This is a genomic window from Ascidiimonas meishanensis, from assembly GCF_037782385.1.
In the GTDB taxonomy this organism is placed as follows: domain Bacteria; phylum Bacteroidota; class Bacteroidia; order Flavobacteriales; family Flavobacteriaceae; genus Ascidiimonas; species Ascidiimonas meishanensis.
In genome coordinates this window covers 302,252-324,054 of the sequence record NZ_JBBEXD010000005.1, presented here as the reverse complement: position 1 = coordinate 324,054, position 21,803 = coordinate 302,252, and the positions used below count along the sequence as shown (strand labels likewise).

The window sequence follows — 21,803 nt, the reverse complement described above, 5'->3', positions numbered from 1 at the left end:
AAAGCCATTAAAAAGAAATGATCGTTTTTATTTTGCAAATAAAGCAATACTGCTTCCAGTAAAAATAGTATTTGCTTTGTTATGATCTACATTGATCATTTCGCTTTTAGTCATTCTTACTAAGTTAATAGCTGGAACTGATTTTTTGGCACCTTTAGGCCAAATATACATCATGCGGATTTCTGCACGTGCCAACTCTTTATTGGTGTCTAAAAATGCCGGTGCATACGTTACTTTTTTCTGTAGAATATAATCGTGTGGTGTTTTCAGGTTCTTTATATCCGTTATACTTGGTGATAATTTAACTCCTTGTCCCGCAAAAGAGTACAAAGGCTTTAATACATAATTTTGTAAATCTTCACCCACTGGAAATTCATCGGCGAAGTAAGACTTAGGTACATTAGGATGATCAAGTAATGGAAGTATCACTTTTGATATTTTAAAAAACCAATCCGGATGGGTAACCCATGTTACTTCTACTTCATCTTGCATTTTAAACGCTGTACTTAAAGAGCCATACTGAAGTAACTCATCTAAAATAACCCGGTTATAAATGCGATGAATGGGTGTTTTTATTCCATCCTTATCATAAAATAAATATCTTCCTTCTTTAATAACCTTGGAAAGGCAGACCGTTTTAATGCCCAAATATTTTTCTGTTAGCACAAAGTCAATACGGGTTTTCTGTTTTTCAGGATGCAATTCAAGAATCACTACATTTTCTGGTGCAGCATCTTCAATAATTAACTTCTTAAAAGCATCTACATAACTTTCTGATGTAAAGTTATTAAACAAAAAATTGTGTTCCTCTTCAAGACCGTATTGTTTAAAGTATTGTTTTCCTAACTCTAGTTGATAACAGAATAAAGAGGGAAAAGCTTGCATCTCTATAAGTTGTGGTTCTAATTCACCTTTATCATTTGCGCAGACTCCAAAGTCAATAGACATAAAATGTGGTCTCCCGTGATCTCCTGGTACTCGCATTGAAGAAGGGGTTGCTTTTGAAAGAATTTCGTCAGGAATACGTTGTACTTGTTCCAGTATTTGATCACTTGCTTGTAGCAGTTGCTCTTTAAAGTTGTCTGTGATAAAAATAGGAGATTCAGAAACCCTATATCCTAATTGACCGGGATAATTATCTTCAAAATGTTGAAGTAATGCATGATGTTTATCATCTGAAAAAACAGAATTAAACCAGTGGCGAACCTTACTCCTCATTAGGCAAAAACTCTAGGGTTTCTTATGGCATCCGCAGCATCTCTCAAGAACCCGGGTATGATCACTTCTTGGGTGAGCATAATCTTATCTTGATCATCTAAATGCGCTATCACATCCAAATATTTTGATTCGCCATATTCATCTATAATTTGTTGTCTTTTTTCTTCTTGCTGAAAATAGAACCGCATTCCTTCAGCATCTGCTTCTGGATGGTACTGTGTTCCAAAAATTTCATCAGTAAAACGAATAGTCATCACAGCTCTTTCTAAAGGAATATGGGGTCTCTTTTTTTCTAGGTTAAGAATCTTAGCCCCCATTGCTTCCAATTTTTTCTTTTTAGGCTGTACCACTTGCCATGCCCTAGAATCCACTACATAAAACGGATTTGGCAAAGGTTTTAACAGTGATTCTGCCTTACCAGCATCGGTCTTATGAACAGGCATAACTCCAAAAGAATAGGATTTTCGCATATTAACGGTTGCTAATTCCCAATGCAAACAAGCAATTAGAAAAGAATGGCAAATCAGAAAAAGATATTTCTTTTGTTCATTCATAGTATTATGAGCCAATACTTGATTTAAGAAATTCGTGTACAGAGATTCCCATTTGTGTCCTTCAGGAAGTGGACTTCCAGGACCGCCAGAAGATATAAAAATATCAAAATCAGCAATGTCTGGAATTTCATTTTTAGCACGAACATCAAATACTTTATACGTGTTTTGATCTCCGTCTTTAGAAAGAAACTGTTCTACATGTGCTTTTATACAACGTAAACCCTGATTAGGAACGTTGTTATTCATATCTAATATAGCTATTCTTAATGCTCGCTTCTTCATTCATTCAATCTTTAATGCGCCGGAAATTTGTGAGACTCAACAAGGTCGTAAAAATAAGCACTTTAACTTCTTTAACAACTAAAATATATATAACTTGTTATAAATTAAAGTCCGTATGCAGTTTCTGCCACTACAAAATCTACCACCTTATTAAGGTCGCCATTATTTTGTTGATATACATGCAATTGTCTATCTGCCCCAGTACCCTGTTCTAACATCTGATAAACATAATTCACCTCATTCCTGCAGCCTAATTCATCTACAACATCATCTATAAAGTCCATTAATTCATTTATCAAACCAGGAAAAGAGACCTCTTCTTCTTTACCAAAATCAACCAGTTTTGAGTCTATCCCATAACGCGCTGCTCTCCATTTATTTTCATTAATTAAAACCCTCCTGTAGCCTCTAAAGCTTAAATTCTTTTTATGGAGTTTGTATATCTTGGCAATTACACATTGCATAATTGCGGCAAGACAAATAGTTTCATCTACTCGTAAAGGCATATCACAAATTCTAAACTCCAAAGTTGGATAAAATGGGTGTAATCTAATATCCCACCAAATTTTCTTTCCGTTATCTATGCATTTAGTTTTGACTAATAAGTTCACAAACTCATCATATTCTGATACACTAGAGAAAAATGGAGGAATTCCCGTTCTTGGAAATTTATCAAATACTTTTGAACGATATGATTTAAATCCTGTTTCGCGCCCTAACCAAAATGGAGAATTTGTGGATAATGCATAGATGTGTGGTAAAAAATACCTTGCAACATTCATAATCCGGATCCCTTCTTCCCTACTGGGAATTGCGACATGCACATGTAAACCAAAAATAAGGTTAGAACGCGCTACATCACGCATTTCATTTACGATCTCATCATATCTTGGATTATCTGTGATACTTTGATCTGTCCACTTTGAAAAAGGATGAGTTCCAGAAGCACCTATGCAAAGACCTTGCTCTTTAGCAACATTCACAAGATTGCTTCTTAAATAGGTAATTTCATCACGTGCTTGTGTGATGTGTTCACAAATACCCGTTTCCATTTCTACTACAGACTGGTGCATTTCAGATTTAATCTGTTCTTTAAGTACTACTTTCCCTCCTTCTATAATTTTAGACATATGAGAAACTAGTGCACGAGTTTCAGCATCAATTACCTGAAACTCCTCTTCTATACCTATGGTAAATTTATGCATACGATAGGTTTTTATTTCTTAGTTGATTTCTTTGCTGAAGAAGTCTTCTTAGCAACTGTTTTCTTTTTTGCTGGAGCTTTCTTGACTTCACTAGATGCCCTTGCCTTAATAGTTACTTTCTTCATTGGCGTTTTTTTCACCGTAGGCACTTTTACGACGGGCAAAGGAATGGAATCTTCCACAAAACTTCCCCAACTACAATTATTTTTACCCGCTTTATGAGCTCTTGCTTTTTCAATAGCAAACTTTGCCGCATGGGTTACAATCCAATCAAAATTTTCCTCCCCAACAGAATGGATATCTGCATCGGGAGCAGGATTACAAAAATCTATGGCATAAGGCACTCCATTTCTGATAGCAAATTCTACTGTATTGAAATCATAACCTAATGCCTTGTTTAACTTTAGGGTATACTCTTTAATAGTTTTCATTAATTCTTTATGCACTGCTCCTTCTGTTTTTGGAGTGGCAGCATACCTGAGGTGATGCGGATTTCTTGGCTCATATGGCATTATGTGCACATATTTCTGCCCCAAGCAATAGACACGGTAGTAATCATCAAACACAATTTCCTCTTGAAGCATCATCACAAGTTGCCCGGTCTCAGATAACTTATCAAACATATCCTGCAAGCTCTCTACTCTATAGACACTTTTCCATCCGCCACCATCGTGCGGTTTCATATAAGCAGGAAAACCAATATAATCTTCAATATATTCCCAATCTAAAGGAAATTTTAAGTTTCTAAAAGAGGTCTCTGAGGTATCTTCTGGTCTATCATGAGAAGGTAATAAGACTGTTTTTGGAACAGGCACACCCAACTCAACTGCCAGACTATTGTTAAAAAACTTTTCGTCTGCACTCCACCAAAAAGGATTATTTATTACCGCAGTATCTTTAAGGGCAGCATTCTTCAAATATGCTCTATAGAATGGCACATCTTGCGAAATACGATCTATAATTACATGATAGCCATAATCTATGCCCTGCTGCAATTTATCAATTGAAACTGGTTCGGCCAAAAATTTACCTTTTCCTAATTCATTTACTTTATCGATGAATGCCCATGGAAATGTATCTTCCATTCCAAACAATATCCCTATTTTTTTCACGCTTTTATTTTTTGATTATCTAGATTTGTTTCAATATATTAAAAATATGAATGCTTCGCTGCAAGTTTAAGCCTTATTTTGATTTAGTTTCCAAAACAGGAATTCATGTATTCAGGAAAAGCCATTTTCCATAAAGGCCAATCATGCTCTGCCCATTTTTTTTCATCATACCAATACGGAATATCTTTTTGAGCTAAAATAGCAGCCATTTGCTGATTTTTGTCTTTGCAAATATCCCATTCTGAAGTACCCAATATGATTTTCATATGATGGTATTTCCAGGATTCTTCATTTTTCATAAATTCATTAGGGCAATTAAAATAGACCTTATCATTAGTAGTATTAGGTGTGAAATTTCGAATGCTGAATGCTCCTGACATTGAAATTAAATGTGACACCACATCTGGAAATCTAAAGGCTACATTTGCTGCGTGATATCCTCCAAAACTACAGCCTGCAACCGCAAAACGGTGTGAATTATTCTCTTTTTGCAAATAAGGAGTAAATTCTTTGATGATAAATTGCATATACAAATCGTAATTGTATATTTTTTGATCACTGTTTAAATGGTTTCCATAAAAGGTTTCTCCATCTAAGGTTTGAATGTTATACAGCTTAACCTTTCCTGCCTCTACCAGACTTGAAACGGAGTGGTTTAACCCAAAATCTCGATTTTGAAGGTAACTTCCATAACTTGTTGGAAACATTACAACCGGATACCCCCAGTGACCAGTAACTTCTACTGCAATATCTCTTCCTAGAATATTTGAGTAGTATTGAAATTCTTGAATCTGCGCCATTAATTTGATTTCTTTAATTGGTTGGTGTATCCGTTGGAGGTATAATATTTAAAAACTTTTCAGTGACAATAGTTGCAAACTGATCTAGTTTATCCTGAATGATTTCTTCATCTTCTGCACTAAAAACAAATCCAACATGGTATTCTTTCTGTAATCGTTTTACAATTTCTACATCTGTGAATATACTTGTATCCGGATGCTTTTCTTTAGCAAGTGATACTAGCAAGCCAGCTGCTTTATAAGTATTAATGGGTAGTTGGTAAGACTCATTTGCAAGAATTTTATTTTCTATTATAGCCCATTCTTTCCATAAACTTATTCCTGTTGATGCCTCTACCATATCTGCAATATAAGCACCTCCAACTCTTGCCGAAGTTTCAAGGAAATACCATTCTCCGGTTTCATTATCTTTAATGAATTCAGAGTGTGACGCGCCATAAAACAACCCGAATTTTTTAAGTAATATATTATTAAGTCTTTTTAACTCCATACCATCTTCACTTTTGGGGTTTAATGTCATGGTTCTAAAGACTCCTCCTTCGTGAGAAACTGCCATTGGAGGATCTAAATATCTAGAACTTGATGTAAAAACTACTTTCCCGTTACAAACCAGTGTATCAACATGGAACACTTTACCGGGACGAAATTGTTCAAGCAAAAATTTATGTCTTTCTTCACCAAGACTGTCTATTTTTTGCCATAATTCTTCTTTGGAGTGTATCTTTATAATACCAGAAGCAGAGGCTTCTGAGCGGGGTTTGAGCACCCAAGGGGGTGAAACTTGATCCGCATAGAAATTAACGTCGTCATCATTAAAAATAGCTGTAAATTGGGGCACCAATATTTGCTCATCCAGTGCTTTTTTTCGCATAGCTAATTTATCTCTAAAATAGCGTTGTGTGGTTTGCCCCATACCTGGAATTCTAAAGTTTTCTCTAATAAAAGCAGCTTTCTCTACATCAAAATCGTCTAAAGCGACCACTCTATCTACTTTTACGGACTTCATTAAATGTGAAATTCCCAGTACTAGGTGATCTAGATTCCATTTAAAAGGCTTTATTTCTTCCATATAAAAAACCTCATCTATAGATTCCCAAGGCCAAGATTCACTTCTTAAACTTTCTGATGTAATAAGATAAACCGTATTTCCTAAAGCCTTACATGCCCTCATAAAGTCACTCCCCTTATAATAGCTTGATATACATATGATGGTATGCGCCATGTTCTCGTTTTTAATCTATAATTCTTTTAATATATTCAATTAATAAATGAACTCCATAACCGGTAGCTGTTTTGTCTTTTCCAAATGGGGTGTTCCCAAAAGCTACTCCGGCGATATCTAAATGTGCCCATGCATTATGGTTATGGGTAAAGTTTTGTAAAAATACAGCAGCATCAATAGCACCTGCTATAGGTTTACCACTGTAATTCTTAATATCTGCAATATCAGAATGGAGACTTTCTGCATATGTTTCCCACATAGGCAATTGCCAAACTTTTTCTCCAGAAGCTTCTCCTGCAAAATGTAAATCTCTAAGTAATTCTTCATTGTTACCAAATAAGGCCGCACATTCATATCCAAATGTACGAACAGCACTTCCGGTAAGCGTGGCAATATCTATTACTATCTCTGGGTTGTATTTCTTGATTACATAAGACAATCCGTCTGCCAATGTCAATCTTCCTTCTGCATCTGTATCTATTACTTCTATAGATTTTCCAGCGTGTGAGTTGATGACATCACTTGGTAGATATGCTTTTTCAGAAACTGCATTATCTGTTGCCGGAAGAATTCCAATAACATGTATAGGTAATTGCATTTCTGCAATAGCATGAAAAGCGCCCAATACAGCAGTTGCTCCACCCATATCGCTTTTCATATAATGAAGATTTTGAGAAGGTTTTATGGAAATTCCACCAGTATCAAAAGTGACACACTTACCTACCAGACCTATTTTTTTTACTGCTTTATCATGTTTGTATTCTAGTACAATGAAGGAAGCATCAAACTCACTGGCGCGATTTACAGCCAAATAAGCATCCAAACCTTCTGCTGTAGCCTGCTGTCTGTTTAATACTGTACATTTAAAACCCAATTGATTCGCCATTCTAACTGCATAATCTGCAATTACAGGACCGCTCTTCTTATTTGCAGGTTTATTAAGCCAATTCATACAGATACCCTGCGCATTTGCTAAAACCTTTGCCTCTTTGGCTATTCCGTAATCAGTAGTAGCTACTTTTATTTCTACGTCTTTTCTAAACAGAAAATGGTCATTTTCTTCCTTAATAGAATATGCGCCTAAAAATAAACCATTATAAAAAGATAGCCTTTGATTTATAGTATAGCTTTTAGGAATATGAATGTTTAATTCATTTTCCTGAATCTTTTTTCCAAACTTAACAGAAAAGTTGAGCGCTACATTACGAATGTCTGAAATAGAAGTTTTACTACCTATTCCAACTAAGAAAAATAAGGTTTCTTCTTTTTCATATAGTTGAATCTCATTATAGGTAGCTTTAAAAAGAGGTGGTAACTTATTCCCTAAAAAAAGCTGTAAGGTATTTTTAACATCTTCTTCCGGTACTAAAATTAGTTGTAATCCAGAAGAATCAAGACCTTCCGTTATTTTACTATTGATCATTCGCAGCTAAATTATTTTTTCTTTCTTTGAGCGCTTTTATGTCTAGGGGATCCATTCTGCTATTGAAATATAACCATTCAAGGGCTATTGGAAATTCTTGGCTCCAGTAAAACTCAGTATGTTCACCTTTTGGATTAATGCTCACCTTAAACTTTAAATCTGCATGGCTTCCTTTACTCTCGGTGCGCATACGAGTCACAAACTCCTGAATATACGCTACCATTCTGGAACCTTCTCTTGAGCCTCCATAAATATACAATTTTGTTTGAAACGGATTGAAAAATTGAAGCATCGGAAAGCTTATTTCTGGCACAGCCCAAAGAGATGGGGAAAATATCATTAATTTACTATACACTTCTGGATATAGAAAACCTCCGTAGATACTTATAAGTCCTCCTAGTGAACTTCCCCCAATACCCGTATATTCCCTTCCTGATAAAGTTCTATACTTTTTATCTATAAATGGTTTCAACGTGTCTGTGACAAATCTAATATGCTTTTTACCTTCTCCTCTTTTTACTAATGGATTTCTGCCGAATATATATTCCTTGAGCCTATTCTCATCACCGTGTTCTACTGCAATAATTATAATATCTCCTCTTCCATATTCTGCTAGAATAGATAACTTTTTATCTATTTCCCAATTTCCATATTCAGAGCCTTCGCTGAATAAGTTTTGAGCGTCTTGCAAATAAAGAACAGGGTAGCTTTTGTCTGATTCATAATAATCATATGGAAGTAAAGCCCATACTTTTCTTGAACGATTTAATTGAGGCATCTCAAACGCTTCTGAAACCAATTCTACAATGGGGAAAAATACTTTTTTAAATGGCGCCCAATTCACCCGCCATTTTTCAACTACCTCTTCTACAAATCCTTTGGAAACAGTGGCTTTACGGTTTTTTGTAATATTACCGTAACGATCTATCTCCACATTTTCCCAACCTCCTCTGGTAAATTTATATTTGATTTTTTTTCTTTCCCATTTGCTTACATCCACTGAAAGCTCATAAGATCCATCTTCTTTTTTAACCATCTCAAAATCTGGATGCTTGGGATTCCAGTTATTGAAATTACCTGCAACAAATACAGGTCGGGCATCTTCTTCTAAAGAAGTAAGTTTAATAAGAAAGGTCTTAAGATCTGACACGCTACTTTTTTTTACAAAGATGTTAAATTTTAAAGATAATAGCTATTAAGTGTATCATTATGTATTATTTAAAAATTGTATGAATTATCCTCTTTTATTTTAAGAATAATAATAATAATTAAAATAAAATGAATTTAACAAATGCTTCTTGGCTATTTCTAAAACTGGTTGAAACGGTATGTTATATATTTTGTAAAGTTTTTAAGAATATCACAAATTTTATTTAGGGGGTAATGTTTGTTTGGGGTACTTAAATTCAATTTAGAACCTAAAACTGCCCAAACAATAAATGAAAACTGACATTAGAATTATTATATCAAGACACGGTGAAGGCTTGCATAATGTTGCTGGCAAACGAATAAGTTCTATTTGGAAAAATGAACTGGAGAAGCTGAGAAATCACATTTTTAAAAACTTTGAAAACATTCCTGAAATAAATCACATTATTGACAAACATGTAAAAAATTATAATACTAAAAGAGATGAGATTGCTTACAACCTCCTAGAAAAAGTTGATCCCACTGCTTATTTCGATCCAAATCTTACCGAAAAAGGAAAAGTTCAGGCAAAATATTCTGGTAAGGTTTTAAAGACCTATTTAATTCACCATCAACTAGGCATTGCACCTTATGCGTTCACATCACCTTTTTCGAGAACTATAAACTCATTAACAGAAGTTTTAGAAAATTTTAAAGATTTTCCTTCTGAAATATTTATTATTCCTGAATTAATGGAACCTTCTGGTCGATATGTTGACCGCTTCTCTTTGAATAAAGTTTGTGGTAATCACACTATTTTGGCAGGTGGAATTGATGTACATAAAGTTATATGTAATACAGAGACTGATTGGCAAACTGCCGAACGTGCCAAAAAAGGCCTTGAGAAAATTTATAAACATCTTATACGTAATAAAATTAAAGGAGTGCCTATTATAATGATTCAGGGAGGCATTATGGAAATATTCTCCAGCAAATTTATTCATCAGGAAATTCAGGAAATTGAAAACTCTGACTTATGGGATCTCAACTTATCTTTTGATGTTAACGGGAATCTTATAAGTGCCGAACTTATTGAAAAAATTGAATTAAATGATGCCCAAAAAGAAGAATTTGAAAATCTGTTAACCACTATTCAACCATCCGAAGATATTTTAAAAGAGCAAGATTTTGGACTTATTGAAGAGGCACTTTCTATTCTTGCTAAAAAGGCACAGCGAGAGATTGTATATTTAATTATAAACAAACTACCCACCAATCATAATTCTCTTAAAAATTGTAACTATGCCAAAAGCGATGATGCTTCTCATTTGCAAACCTTAGCTGTTAATCCCACAACCATTAAAAATAACAATCCAAAAAAAAATAGCTCCCAAAACAAAAGAACAACCAACCACATCAAGTTTGAACCTACAGCTATTTTGAATCTTCTAAATACCATCACTCCATTGGAAAGGATTATTCTTACTCTTTATGAAAAAGGAATGAGTATCTCCAATATTAAAGATTTACTCTTTGAAATTTACGGTTATAAGCTCTCAAAAATTGAAATAACAATCATTATCAACCGCCTTTACGATGCTTGCTCAAATGGTCTTTCAGGTCTTTAAAAATTAATTTGGGGGATTTCTTCTGCTGTAAATACTTAAAAAAACAATTAAAAACAAGAAAGATGCCAAAATCACTAAAAGATACTGAAATCAGAATTATAATGTCCAGACATGGCGAAGGTTTGCATAATGTTGCAGGTAAACAAATAAGTGCCATTTGGAAGAAAGAACTCCAAAAATTAAGAGATGAAATCACAAAAAAACATGGTAACACACCAGAGATAAATGCTGCATTTAATCAACTAATAAAAGAGTACAGAGATAAAAGAGATGATCTTGCCTACAATCTCTTGGAAAAAGTTGATCCTACCGCTTATTTTGACCCTTCACTTACTGAGAAAGGCACGCTTCAAGCATCACATTCTGGCAAAGTTTTAAAAGCCTATTTAGATAAAAAACAATTGAAGATTTCCACAACCGCATTTTCTTCTCCATTTGCAAGAACCATAAATTCGTTAGAAGGTGTATTAGATAATTTTAAAGAAGCTGACCAAAAGGTATTTATTATACCAGATTTGATGGAAACTTCAGGACGCTATGTTGACCGATTCTCTCAAGACAAATCTTATTATGCTAATTATACTGTCTTAGATGATGAAATTGATGTAGACCAAGTAATGAAAGGTGGAGAATCTGATAAACAAGTAGTAGAGCGAACCAAAAAGGGACTTGAAAAAGTTTATAAACAACTTAAACAGGAAAGTGATGAAGGGATACCAGTTGTTTTAATTCATGGAGGTATTATGGAAAAATTTTCAAACGAATTTTTTCCTAATAAAGTTGGAAAAATAGAAAACTCAGCCCTTTGGGATCTAAATATTTCTTTTGACGAGAATGGAATCCTACTAAAAGTAGACCTTATTGAAAAGATAGAAATGGATGAAACTTCCAAACAGGAGTTTGATGATTCATTAAGTCTACTGACTCCATCAGAAAATCTTTTAAAAGATCAAAATTTCGGGTTGATTGAGGATGCTCTTTCCGAACTTGCCCATCAGTTCAATCAGGATATTGAACGTGTAATCTCGGAGAATACTTTGGGGGTTGACCAAAAAAAGGCTGTATTACCTGAAAAAGTTGAAACACAGAACAACTCCGAAGAAGATGTTAAAGTTGGTGTAGCTACAAATGCTTCCTCAACATCTTTTGAAGCCTTTGCCGTATTACCTGAACGATTAACTACAGAAAGAAAAAGAGCTAATAGCCCTATGCTATCAGCCAATAATGAAAGCTCTAAAAAACAGAAACCCGCAAGAACGCCTTAACTACAAAAATTTGATGAATGATTTAATTTTTAAGCACTGAACAGTTCAAATCAAGTTTCTTGAGCCAGAAATTTCAGCTCATTAAGTTTCATAAAAAAACGCTTTCATAAGACCATTTATTCTTGTAGGCAAATTCTGAGAACTTCTCTTATTATAATAATTAAGATAATATTAATTTGTTGACCTTATTGCTTAAACGTAACCAGATATTTCATATATTCATAGATTATCATCAAAAAACCCCATCCCATGAAAAGAATCTTCTCTTATGTATTTTTCATACTTCTTTTTTTGAATTCGTGTAGTTCAGACAATGAAGAAAATGAAAAAGCTTTATCTAATTTCATTGCAATTGGAGAAGAAGAAGGTACTTTTTACGAATTTTCTTTTGATGCTTCAACTAATCAAGCTTCTACAATTAGTCTAACCGATGAGCTTGGACTCAATAGATCTGCCCTTCAGGGAATTACTTTTGCTGATAATATAATTTCTTTTTATGATAGAAATCAGAATGAATTTAGTGCATCCCAAAAAGATTTAAGCACCGGAGCTTTTGAAAAATATGAATCTTATTTTAGCCTTGAAGAAAATGAATTTTTGATATGGAATGTACATTCACCTCAACATATTTATGTTGGATATGAAAAACCTATTGGTTCTGGGCAAGTGTATGTGAGAATAATAGATCGCCAAAATAAAGAAGTAAATGACATACTCTTGGCTACTATTTCTAGAGCATCTTTGACCGGATTGCCCATGTACTTTAATCAAAAGTTGTTTATTAGTTTTGTTGATGAGGGGATTTATAAAACAATTGTTTTTAATATTAATACTCTTTCTGTTGACGATACTATTGTTTATGAAGACATTCCATTTATTCTCAAAAACACCAATGGAAATCTCTCCATTTTTCAAAACTCTAAAAAATATTTTGAATACGATCTAACAACATTTAACAAAATCAAGACTCGGACTTTAGGCACCATACCCCCATTCCTTAGCTTTGGAAATCTTACTGAGCCAATTATACATAATAACATAGTTTATTATCGTTATCCAGCTGCGCAGCCCAGTTTTTTACGTTTTTATCCAGGTATTTTTGATATTAATACACAAGAAAATACTTTTATTGATGTAAACTCAAACATCAATATTTCTTTTGAACCATTGCAAGAAACAAGATTTTTACCATTAGCAGTTGTTTATGACATTACAAATGAAGTATTTCTTGTAGGTTTTACTGCAGACTATTTGGAAGGTACTAAAGGAATTATGATTTTTGATAAAAACAAAAAACTTATTGATGCTATAGAGTTGCCATTTTCTCCTTTCAAAATACTTTTAAACTAATTATCTTTTTTTATTTATGTATTAATCACATTTCATTTCTCTTAATTTATAAGTTTCTATCATATAGAAGGTGATATCGTCCAGCGTTTTACTTGTTATAGGATGCAAGCCTGGGTAGGTGAAAAATTCTAGCTGACCATCTTCTTTTGAATACCAAATAGCTGGTTGTCCATTTTTAAAAAATGCTGTTGTATCACAGACCTTTACTTTTCTAAACTTTTCCAATTTAATTTCATCTATCTTACTCTCTAAAAGATCTCCAGAACATCTTACTTTTTCATAATGGTCTTCTACCCATACCATACAATTTCTTTTGTAATATTTCACCACAAATAATGTTAGCATAAATCCTAAAACCATACTAAGTCCCACAAGAAAATATATTCTTCTTTTAAACTTCCGGTATTTGATCGTTATCCTCCTGTATTTTTTATCATTTTCAGATTCATTCTCTACTACAAAATCTTCAAAACTATCGTATCCTACATATTTACTAAGTGCATCTCTTATAGGTTTACCAGGTTTAATTTTTTTAATTTTTTGTTTGATATACCCATTATAATATCTAGTAAAATTTCTAGTACTAATAGCAATGTCAAATTCATCCTGAAAGTGATAGTTAAGGTACTTTGCTAAACCATCTGCGGTAGACTCCAATGAATCTTTTCTAGCCTTTTCAAATACCTGCTTCATTAATTTTTGAATCCAAATATTTACATTCATCTGCCCTCTATTGATTCTTTCAAATTTTGCTTATCACAATATTTCTTTTCATGTCAAAAAAATGTCAAGAATCTGTCAAGAGTCTGTCTGCTTTTAAACAATTCATATCCTTTTAATTCAAACTCAGAAACATGTTCTGTTATGTTTAGCTAACATAACAAAACTGTTTAACCGGATTTTACGGAAAGCCGTAATACATGGTGCTAAAAGTGGTATGAGAGGTCATTTTTAAATCCTGTTGAAGGTTTTTTCTACTTCTCAAAATAAAAGGAGCGCTCCTTATTCGATTTACATCGAAAACAAAATGTGGGTGATAGAAAGAAACAACTCTGAAAACTTCAGGGCCATCACCCTTATGTCAAATCTTAAATAAGGAGAAAAATGAAAAAGTTATTATTAATTATCATAGTTTTGTTAGTAAACACGATGATCATATCCTGCTCAGAACGGGATACTTCTGAAATAGATACACTGTATCAAAATCAACTAAGTGATGAAGGAGGTGATGAATCTCATGAAACAAAAAATGAAGATACTCCCTGAGTATAATTTATATTGATAAATCACTTACAAAAAGCTACGAAAATTTTTCCGTAGCTTTTTCTTTTTTCATATTTTACATTTTATGAAAAGACCTTATTTTTTTATTCTGCTATTATTTTTATTTCTGTTATCACTATCAAATATTTTTATTGCATGCGAGCAAACCAATTCTGCAGCAGCTGTTTTACCACCATCCAAATCAGCAATTCAATTAAAAAAAATTAAAAGTTTAAAGGATACTCTTTCTGCAAAAGAGCTACTTCCTTTTATTGATAAAGGAATAAACATTACCAGTAAAAATGATAGCCTCTATCTAGTTTTTCTTGATTACAAAATATTTTATTTAAACAAACTAAAAAACTATAATCAATCTCTTTCTATTTCTGATAGTCTGATTTATCATGCTATTAGATTAAAAGACACTGCATATATCGCAAGAGGGAATTATAGAAAAAGTATTATTAATGATTATAAAAACAATCTAAAACTCGCTTTTAAATATGCATCTGAATCAAAAAAATGGTCTTTATTGATCAATGATAGTTTAAACATTGGCAAACGGCTTAAAGAAATGGCTATAATTCAGGAAAAATTTGGCGATTTTGTAGGTTGTCAAGCAGATGCAACAGAAGCATTGCGATATCTTACCCCTTTAAATCGATCAAATAATATTTATGTTGCTCATAATACTATTGCCATAAGCTATAGAAAACAAGGATTGTATAGCAATGCGCTTCAAGAATACAGCAATGCTTTAAAACATGTTTCTAACAAAATAGATAGTTTGAGAATACTTAATAATATTACGGTAGTACACCGGTTTAATGGTGACCATACTAAAGTGATTACTATTTTAGAACCTATTCTCAATGAAAAAATACTTCAAAAAGAACCTCGCCTTTTAGCCAAAGTGATTGATAATCTTGCTTATAGTAAATGGCTTATTAATAACGAAATAAATATTTTACCCGAACTTGAGAAAGCACTAAAAATTAGAATTTCGGAAAATGACTTAGAAGGCTTGCAAGCAAATTATGCGCATTTAGCCCATTTTTTTAGTGATAAAGATCCGCAAAAACAAATTCAATACATAAAAAAGCATCTGGAAACTGCAAAGGCTATTAATAATTCAGAAGATCAATTGGAAGCTCTAAGTAAACTAATTACCCTTTTACCTCCAGACAAAAGTAAAGTCTGCGCAAAAAGATATACGAAAATTTCAGATAGTATTAAAAAGGTTAGAATTCGCGATTTTGAATATTTTTCAAAAATTAAATATGATAATAGTTTAGTACAAGAAGAAAACATTAGATTAAAAATTAGAAACACTCAAAACAGATTACGCCTCATTGAAGAACGCCATAAAAATTTGCGAACTGTAGCTGGAGCCTTATTATTCCTGATTTCTGGTGTTAGCAGTATTTGGTTTCTTATTATAAGATCACGCAGAGAAAAAATCAAAGAAATTTACCGGACTGAAAATAGGATATCTAAAAAGGTACATGATGAAATTGCCAATGGTATTTATCAAGTAATGACTGTTATTCAGCAGAAGGAAGAAAATACTGCCTTAGTAGATAAACTAGACGATGTGTATACCAAAGCAAGAAATATTTCTAGAGAAACAGGCATCATAAATACGGGAGACAAATATCCAGACGAATTAATGGCGTTGTTAGAATTTTATGCGGCAAGAGAAGTTAAATTAACTATTATAGGCCTTAAAAACATCAATTGGAAAACCATAAATGAAATCAAAAAGCAAGTGGTTTATAGGGTTCTTCAAGAATTAATGACAAATATGAAAAAACACAGCAAAGCAACTCAAGTATTTGTAAGATTTTCAATAAACCATAAAAATGTCCAAATTCTATACAGTGATAACGGCATAGGCTTTCCAAAAAACAGAATGATTTCGTCAAATGGACTCCAAATTGTGGAAACCCGTACTCAATCGATAAAAGGAACTCTTAATTTTGAAAACAACCAAGGAAAAGGATTAAAGGTCCATATGAATTTTCCTCTTTAATCAAACTAATTATGTTTCAAAAGATTCTATTTGCCGAGGACATTGATAACATCAGTGAGGGCGTAAAAAAAATTTTAAAAGAACTTCATATTGATCATATAGATTATGTTCAATATTGTGATGATGCGTATTTAAAAATTAGAAAAGCAGAACTTGAAAAAGAACCTTATGATTTGTGCATCACAGACTTATCATTTGTAAAAGATCATCGAGTTCAAAAAATCAAGTCGGGAGTAGGTTTAATTGAAAAACTCAAAAAAGAATCTCCTTATTTAAAGCTTATTGTCTATTCTGTAGAAGATAAAATGCAAACAGTACGAAAACTCATGGATATTTATCATGTAAATGCCTATGTCTGTAAAGGAAGGAAAGGTCTTAAAGAACTTCAAACAGCTATAATTGCTGTATATGCTCAAAATAGATTCCTATCTCCCCAGGTATCTGGTGCATTACACAATACTAATAGCCTGCAAATTGATGCCTATGATCTTGATTTACTAAACTTTCTAGCAACCGGGCATACACAAGAACAAATCGCAGAAAAGTTGAAAAACGAAGAAATTACACCTTCTAGTTTAAGTAGTATTGAAAAAAAGATCAATCGAATGAAATCACATTTCAATGCAACTAATTCAACTCATTTAATAGCAGTTGTAAAAGATTTGGGGCTTATTTAACTATGCATTAATTATCTAGTTGCTATTAAATTAATCCAGTAATGGATTTTGCGAAAATTTCAAGGTAGATCAACTTTCTTTCCTTTAAAATGTGGTAATATAACAGGCTACTAATTGAAGTATAACTAAAATAACAAAAGGTACAGGTTCGTATGGATTTTTAGGTACATTTGAGAGAGTATTCAATAAGAAACTTTATTTTATTCTCTAACCATTCCTGTTATCCATTCTCCTCTAGCTTTTCCTTTCCAGATTTAGCTAAATATTTGAATGTTTGGTTATAATAACTAGTACTGGCATATTTTTATCTATAAAAGCTAATCATTAAAAAATAGATATTTAAATATCTTTTTGAATATAAGTGCTTATAACCACAACAGTTGATAATTGAGACATACATATTTGTGTAGATATTGTTTATGAAAAACCGACACCAAGACAAGAAGAAGAATACCTTTTTCTATTTAAAAATAACGAACTAATTTATTAAGATAATCTCGTAATTATTCTATGATTGTATAGTCTTGTCAGTTTCTTCCTGAAAAGTGTTTTACATGGTATGTCTAAATATATTATTTTTCTTTTTTATATTATAATTTAATTAACATGATTATAGTAATATTTACTTACATTTAATAAAAAAGAAATTATGAAAAGAAAAAGTTTAAAGAATTTAAAATTGAATGTTCGTAAAGTAGCAAATCTTAAGGCAACTAATTCTATCTCAGGAGGAACACTTAGAGTCTGTAATGCTGAAACTGTCATTATTTGTCCCGGTCCAGATACTAATGGTGGCTGTGATAGCTATGAAACCAACTGCTTTTCTTGCGGAATTTGCTAGAAATATTAATAAAAAATGAATTTTAATATCTACAAAAGCTACTTCTTTAAAGTAGCTTTTTTTTGTTTGTTATTTTTAAAAGTGAATTCCCAAAAAATTCAATAAATCTTGATGTGAGATTACATCATAAGTATAATCCAAAGAATGAGATCTAGGTATGCTTCACTTTTAGTCTTTAACCTTAAAAAATTTGGTCAAAATATCATCCATAAGGCACCATTTTGTTATGGAGGATTGTAAAAGGTTGGCCCCAACAAAAGCGGTAAACCATAACCAATTAATATTTACATAGATAGCTAATATTAAACTTATAAGAATAAAACTTCCTGCAATTCCACGTACAATTCTATTTTTCATTTTACTATTTTTTAATTTAAAAATGCTTTGAATGGACCCTAGCACAGTCCTGATTTGATTGTTGGTTTCTAAATTATCATTTAACCCTTTTGATCATTTTGAATACATACCAATCTTATCGTTATCTTTAAAAGAAAGTGGATTCGTGACTCAGTTATAAATCACTTAGAAGCCAACTATTTGTCATCAACAAAGAATCTTCACTTTTATAGCTACCAATCTCTATGTGATTTTATACTATTTATAATTTTTACGTTCAATTAAATAATACACTAATGGAACGACTAACAGAGTTAAGACCGTAGATGCTATGGTACCCCCCATTAATGATATAGCCAACCCTTGAAAAATAGGGTCAAACAAAATAACAAACGCACCAATTACTACAGTTCCGGCGGTAAGCAAAATGGGCATTGTTCTTACAGCACCCGCTTCAATAACGGCTTCTTTAAGAGGGATTCCATCTTTTAATCGTATGTTAACAAAATCAATAAGCAGCACTGAATTTCTAACCATGATACCCGCCAGGGCAATCATACCGATAAAAGACGTAGCTGTAAAAAAGGCATCCATTAGCCAATGACCAATTACAATACCTACCATTGATAATGGAATGGCAACCATCATTACTATTGGAGCTTTAAAGTTTTGAAACCAACCTACAATTAACATATAGATGATAATAATAACCCCTAAAAAAGCAATTCCTAAATCCCTAAATACTTCTAAAGTAATTTGCCACTCTCCATCCCATTTTACCGTATAATTATCCTCAAATTCAGGCTGATCCAAATACTTTTCTTCTAATTCATAACCTTTAGGCAGTTTAATGTCCTTTAATTTTTCTTCCATTCCTAAGATGGCGTATACAGGGCTTTCAAGCTTACCTGCCATATCTGCCATTACATAAACCACCCGTTTCTGATTTTTTCTAAAAATACTTTTCGCTTTAGTACGCTCCTCAATAGACACCAAATCTCCTACCGATACCATACTATTTTGATTAGACTTTATTTTAATCTGTGAAATATCTGATAGAGTTGACTTTTCCTTTTCATCTAACGCTAGCACTAATTCAATTTGTTCAGAGGAATTCTCGTCATAGAGTGTAGTGACAGCACCATTAGACAGCGCCATATTCATAGTGTAGGCAATTTGCTTAGGCGTAACGCCGTATAACATGGCTTTTTCCTTATCAATAATAAAGTCATACTCAATCTGATCGTCTTCTACCATCCAATCAATATCTACTACGTCTACCGTTTTTTTGAGGATCTTCTTTACATCATTTGCCACTTTAATTTGTTTCTCATAATCAGGACCATATATCTCTGCTACGATAGTTGACAAGACTGGGGGTCCTGGAGGCACCTCAACAAGTTTTACATTGGCATTGAATTTTTCAGCAATTTTCTGAATAGAAGGTCGCATTAATTTTACGATATCGTGACTTTGAGCAGTTCTATCCTGTTTGTCTGTAAGGTTCACTTGGATGTCTGCCATATTGCTTCCACCACGTAAGTCATAATGGCGAACTAACCCATTGAAAGTAATGGGTGCCGAAGTACCTACGTAACTTTGATAATTAACCACTTCTGGTCTTAGAGCCAAATACTGTGCAATTTCTTTTGCTACCACTGCAGTTCGTTCTAATGTGGAACCTTCTGGCAGATCTATAACTACTTGGAATTCATTTTTGTTATCAAAAGGTAGCATTTTAACAGCAACAGATTTGGTGAAAAACATAGCTAAAGAACCTAATAATAGAAAAACTGTAACTCCTAAAAAAATCCAACGTTTGGTCTTATTTTCTAAAAGTGGTCTCTCTAACTTATTATAAATTCTATAGATAAAAGAAGACTGCGTCTGCTCAACCTCGTTTGTATCATTAACTTTAACACTCCCGTTTTTATCTTTTACACGCAAAAACAGGTATCCTAAATAAGGTGTAATAGTCAAGGCAACAAATAAAGACAATAGCATTGCAATAGATGCCCCTATAGGCATAGGACTCATATATGGCCCCATTAACCCAGAAACAAAAGCCATGGGTAATACCGAAGCAATCACCGTAAAGGTTGCCAGAATGGTTGGATTACCAACTTCGTTTATGGCGTATAAGGCTGCCTGCTTAAATGGTAGGCGTTTCATTTTGAAATGCCTATGCATGTTTTCGGCAATAATGATAGAATCATCTACTACAATACCTGTTACAAATACCAATGCGAACAAGGTAATTCGGTTTAATGTGTAGTCTAGCACATAGTAGCTAAGCAAGGTTAAGGCAAATGTTATGGGCACCGATAAAAAGACCACAAGACCTCCACGCCAACCCATAGCCAACATTACCACCAAGGTAACAGCTATAATGGCACCAATTAAGTGCATTAATAATTCTGATACTTTCTGTGATGCTGTTTCACCGTAATTTCTTGTGACTTCCACATGTACATCGTCTGGTATCAGTGTTTTTTTAAGCTGCTCTACCTTGCTGAGGATAATATCTGAAATCTTCATGGCATCTGCCCCTTTTCGTTTTGCTACAGAAATGGTTACCGCCTGATATTCTGATGGGTATTCTATAGCATACTCACTGGCCTGACCAAAACCTAAAGACACATAGTTTTGGGGTAATTCTGGCCCATCAACAATAGAAGCTACTTGTTTTAAATAAATGGGTTGTTTCTGCTGTACACCCACCACTAAGTTTTCTACGTCATCAACCGTTTTTAGAAACTCCCCTGTATTTACTAAAAACTCAGTATCATTTTTGTTGAAACTTCCAGCACTTAGTTGTTGATTGTTAGCTCTTATCATTTCCGCAACCGAAAGAAAATCCAGTCCGCTAGCAGCCAACTTATCCTTGTCTAAGACAACACGCATTTGACGGCTTCGACCTCCAATTTTCTTAGTGATGGCAACATCATTTACCTTTTCAATTTCATCGGTGAGTTCTTCTGCTATTTGTTTTAATTGATAATCGTCATAATTCTTGCTCCATAAGGTTAAACCAAGCATCGGAACATCATCAATAGCTCTTGTTTTTACCAGAGGAAAGGTTACTCCCTGAGGCATGATATCCATATGCTTGTTAATCTCATTGTAAAGTTTTACAAACGAACGCTCAATATCTTCGCCTACATAGAATTGAACAATGACCATTCCCTGCTCCTTCATTGATGTAGAATACACGTATTCCACGCCCTTAATATTTGAGATTAACTTCTCTAACGGTTTTATTACACGAGATTCTACCTCGGTAGGACTGGCTCCAGGATAACCTACAAAAATGTCGGCCATAGGAACATCAATCTGTGGCTCTTCTTCTCTTGGAATAAGAAATGAACTGTACACCCCAATAACCATAAAAACAATCATCAGTAGCACTGTAAGCTTTGAGTTTATAAAGCTCTTTGCTATTTTTCCTGCTAAACCATCTTTCATTT

General features: G+C 33.3%; 18 protein-coding genes. 7 read left to right on the top strand and 11 right to left on the bottom strand.

Annotated features, from left to right (window positions below; translation table 11 throughout):
• Positions 1–27: 27 nt before the first annotated feature.
• The 8 genes from WBG07_RS11655 to WBG07_RS11620 all read right to left on the bottom strand — a co-directional run bounded on the left by WBG07_RS11655 (position 28) and on the right by WBG07_RS11620 (position 8,966).
• Positions 28–1,218 (bottom strand): hypothetical protein, encoded by a 1,191-nt coding sequence (locus WBG07_RS11655; RefSeq protein WP_340201497.1) that lies wholly within the window; start codon positions 1,216–1,218, stop codon positions 28–30.
• Positions 1,218–2,054 (bottom strand): type 1 glutamine amidotransferase, encoded by an 837-nt coding sequence (locus tag WBG07_RS11650; RefSeq protein WP_340201496.1) that lies wholly within the window; start codon positions 2,052–2,054, stop codon positions 1,218–1,220. The genes WBG07_RS11655 and WBG07_RS11650 overlap by 1 nt, the downstream gene beginning before the upstream one ends.
• Positions 2,055–2,158: 104 nt before the next feature.
• Positions 2,159–3,259: a carboxylate-amine ligase gene (locus tag WBG07_RS11645; protein ID WP_340201494.1), complete on the bottom strand. Its 1,101-nt coding sequence runs from the start codon at positions 3,257–3,259 to the stop codon at positions 2,159–2,161.
• A gap of 11 nt (positions 3,260–3,270) precedes the next feature.
• Positions 3,271–4,371: an ATP-grasp domain-containing protein gene (locus WBG07_RS11640; RefSeq protein WP_340201492.1), complete on the bottom strand. Its 1,101-nt coding sequence runs from the start codon at positions 4,369–4,371 to the stop codon at positions 3,271–3,273.
• Between the two features lie 83 nt (positions 4,372–4,454).
• Positions 4,455–5,171: an alpha/beta fold hydrolase gene (locus WBG07_RS11635; RefSeq protein WP_340201491.1), complete on the bottom strand. Its 717-nt coding sequence runs from the start codon at positions 5,169–5,171 to the stop codon at positions 4,455–4,457.
• 13 nt (positions 5,172–5,184) lie between these two features.
• A complete protein-coding gene (locus WBG07_RS11630; RefSeq protein WP_340201490.1) occupies positions 5,185–6,393 on the bottom strand; it encodes an ATP-grasp domain-containing protein in 1,209 nt (402 codons plus the stop codon).
• A gap of 10 nt (positions 6,394–6,403) precedes the next feature.
• Complete coding sequence (locus WBG07_RS11625; RefSeq protein WP_340201488.1) at positions 6,404–7,816, bottom strand: leucyl aminopeptidase family protein; 1,413 nt, start codon at positions 7,814–7,816, stop codon at positions 6,404–6,406.
• Positions 7,806–8,966, bottom strand: a complete 1,161-nt coding sequence (locus WBG07_RS11620) for an alpha/beta hydrolase-fold protein (protein ID WP_340201486.1) — start codon at positions 8,964–8,966, stop codon at positions 7,806–7,808. The genes WBG07_RS11625 and WBG07_RS11620 overlap by 11 nt, the downstream gene beginning before the upstream one ends.
• A gap of 289 nt (positions 8,967–9,255) precedes the next feature.
• On the opposite strand from WBG07_RS11620, the gene WBG07_RS11615 reads away from it, so the two are divergent.
• From WBG07_RS11615 to WBG07_RS11605, 3 genes are all read left to right on the top strand, one after another.
• On the top strand, positions 9,256–10,572 hold the full coding sequence (locus WBG07_RS11615) for a phosphoglycerate mutase family protein (RefSeq protein ID WP_340201484.1): 1,317 nt from the start codon (positions 9,256–9,258) through the stop codon (positions 10,570–10,572).
• Between the two features lie 62 nt (positions 10,573–10,634).
• Positions 10,635–11,837 carry a histidine phosphatase family protein gene (locus WBG07_RS11610; RefSeq protein ID WP_340201482.1) on the top strand — a complete coding sequence of 401 codons (1,203 nt, stop codon included), beginning with the start codon at positions 10,635–10,637 and terminating at the stop codon, positions 11,835–11,837.
• Between the two features lie 249 nt (positions 11,838–12,086).
• The gene (locus tag WBG07_RS11605) at positions 12,087–13,187 is read left to right on the top strand and encodes a hypothetical protein (RefSeq protein WP_340201480.1); all 1,101 of its coding nucleotides are present in this window, start codon (positions 12,087–12,089) and stop codon (positions 13,185–13,187) included.
• A gap of 21 nt (positions 13,188–13,208) precedes the next feature.
• Here the strand turns inward: WBG07_RS11605 and WBG07_RS11600 are convergent, their stop codons facing one another.
• A complete protein-coding gene (locus WBG07_RS11600) occupies positions 13,209–13,910 on the bottom strand; it encodes a hypothetical protein (RefSeq protein WP_340201478.1) in 702 nt (233 codons plus the stop codon).
• 381 nt (positions 13,911–14,291) lie between these two features.
• Here WBG07_RS11600 and WBG07_RS11595 point away from each other — a divergent pair, with 381 nt between their 5' ends.
• The 4 genes from WBG07_RS11595 (at position 14,292) to WBG07_RS11580 (ending at position 18,000) form a co-directional block, all read left to right on the top strand.
• On the top strand, positions 14,292–14,453 hold the full coding sequence (locus tag WBG07_RS11595; protein ID WP_340201476.1) for a hypothetical protein: 162 nt from the start codon (positions 14,292–14,294) through the stop codon (positions 14,451–14,453).
• An 82-nt stretch (positions 14,454–14,535) separates the two neighbouring features.
• Positions 14,536–16,482: a tetratricopeptide repeat-containing sensor histidine kinase gene (locus WBG07_RS11590; protein ID WP_340201474.1), complete on the top strand. Its 1,947-nt coding sequence runs from the start codon at positions 14,536–14,538 to the stop codon at positions 16,480–16,482.
• Between the two features lie 11 nt (positions 16,483–16,493).
• Complete coding sequence (locus WBG07_RS11585; protein WP_340201472.1) at positions 16,494–17,159, top strand: response regulator; 666 nt, start codon at positions 16,494–16,496, stop codon at positions 17,157–17,159.
• A gap of 649 nt (positions 17,160–17,808) precedes the next feature.
• Positions 17,809–18,000: a hypothetical protein gene (locus tag WBG07_RS11580; RefSeq protein WP_340201469.1), complete on the top strand. Its 192-nt coding sequence runs from the start codon at positions 17,809–17,811 to the stop codon at positions 17,998–18,000.
• 168 nt (positions 18,001–18,168) lie between these two features.
• On the opposite strand, the gene WBG07_RS11575 is transcribed toward WBG07_RS11580, so the two are convergent.
• Both WBG07_RS11575 and WBG07_RS11570 read right to left on the bottom strand, forming a co-directional pair.
• Positions 18,169–18,357 (bottom strand): YgaP family membrane protein, encoded by a 189-nt coding sequence (locus WBG07_RS11575; protein ID WP_340201468.1) that lies wholly within the window; start codon positions 18,355–18,357, stop codon positions 18,169–18,171.
• A 237-nt stretch (positions 18,358–18,594) separates the two neighbouring features.
• Positions 18,595–21,801, bottom strand: a complete 3,207-nt coding sequence (locus WBG07_RS11570; protein WP_340201466.1) for an efflux RND transporter permease subunit — start codon at positions 21,799–21,801, stop codon at positions 18,595–18,597.
• Between the last annotated feature and the right edge of the window lie 2 nt (positions 21,802–21,803).

What these genes read in the sequence shown, in the direction of transcription:
- WBG07_RS11635 (WP_340201491.1), bottom strand. Translation starts at nt 5,171, where the DNA reads ATGGCGCAGATTCAAGAATTTCAATACTACTCAAATATTCTAGGAAGA.
- WBG07_RS11570 (WP_340201466.1), bottom strand. Translation starts at nt 21,801, where the DNA reads ATGAAAGATGGTTTAGCAGGAAAAATAGCAAAGAGCTTTATAAACTCA.
- WBG07_RS11615 (WP_340201484.1), top strand. Translation starts at nt 9,256, where the DNA reads ATGAAAACTGACATTAGAATTATTATATCAAGACACGGTGAAGGCTTG.
- WBG07_RS11605 (WP_340201480.1), top strand. Translation starts at nt 12,087, where the DNA reads ATGAAAAGAATCTTCTCTTATGTATTTTTCATACTTCTTTTTTTGAAT.
- WBG07_RS11655 (WP_340201497.1), bottom strand. Translation starts at nt 1,218, where the DNA reads ATGAGGAGTAAGGTTCGCCACTGGTTTAATTCTGTTTTTTCAGATGAT.
- WBG07_RS11575 (WP_340201468.1), bottom strand. Translation starts at nt 18,357, where the DNA reads ATGAAAAATAGAATTGTACGTGGAATTGCAGGAAGTTTTATTCTTATA.
- WBG07_RS11600 (WP_340201478.1), bottom strand. Translation starts at nt 13,910, where the DNA reads ATGAATGTAAATATTTGGATTCAAAAATTAATGAAGCAGGTATTTGAA.
- WBG07_RS11630 (WP_340201490.1), bottom strand. Translation starts at nt 6,393, where the DNA reads ATGGCGCATACCATCATATGTATATCAAGCTATTATAAGGGGAGTGAC.
- WBG07_RS11650 (WP_340201496.1), bottom strand. Translation starts at nt 2,054, where the DNA reads ATGAAGAAGCGAGCATTAAGAATAGCTATATTAGATATGAATAACAAC.
- WBG07_RS11595 (WP_340201476.1), top strand. Translation starts at nt 14,292, where the DNA reads ATGAAAAAGTTATTATTAATTATCATAGTTTTGTTAGTAAACACGATG.
- WBG07_RS11585 (WP_340201472.1), top strand. Translation starts at nt 16,494, where the DNA reads ATGTTTCAAAAGATTCTATTTGCCGAGGACATTGATAACATCAGTGAG.
- WBG07_RS11625 (WP_340201488.1), bottom strand. Translation starts at nt 7,816, where the DNA reads ATGATCAATAGTAAAATAACGGAAGGTCTTGATTCTTCTGGATTACAA.
- WBG07_RS11590 (WP_340201474.1), top strand. Translation starts at nt 14,536, where the DNA reads ATGAAAAGACCTTATTTTTTTATTCTGCTATTATTTTTATTTCTGTTA.
- WBG07_RS11610 (WP_340201482.1), top strand. Translation starts at nt 10,635, where the DNA reads ATGCCAAAATCACTAAAAGATACTGAAATCAGAATTATAATGTCCAGA.
- WBG07_RS11645 (WP_340201494.1), bottom strand. Translation starts at nt 3,259, where the DNA reads ATGCATAAATTTACCATAGGTATAGAAGAGGAGTTTCAGGTAATTGAT.
- WBG07_RS11580 (WP_340201469.1), top strand. Translation starts at nt 17,809, where the DNA reads ATGAAAAGAAAAAGTTTAAAGAATTTAAAATTGAATGTTCGTAAAGTA.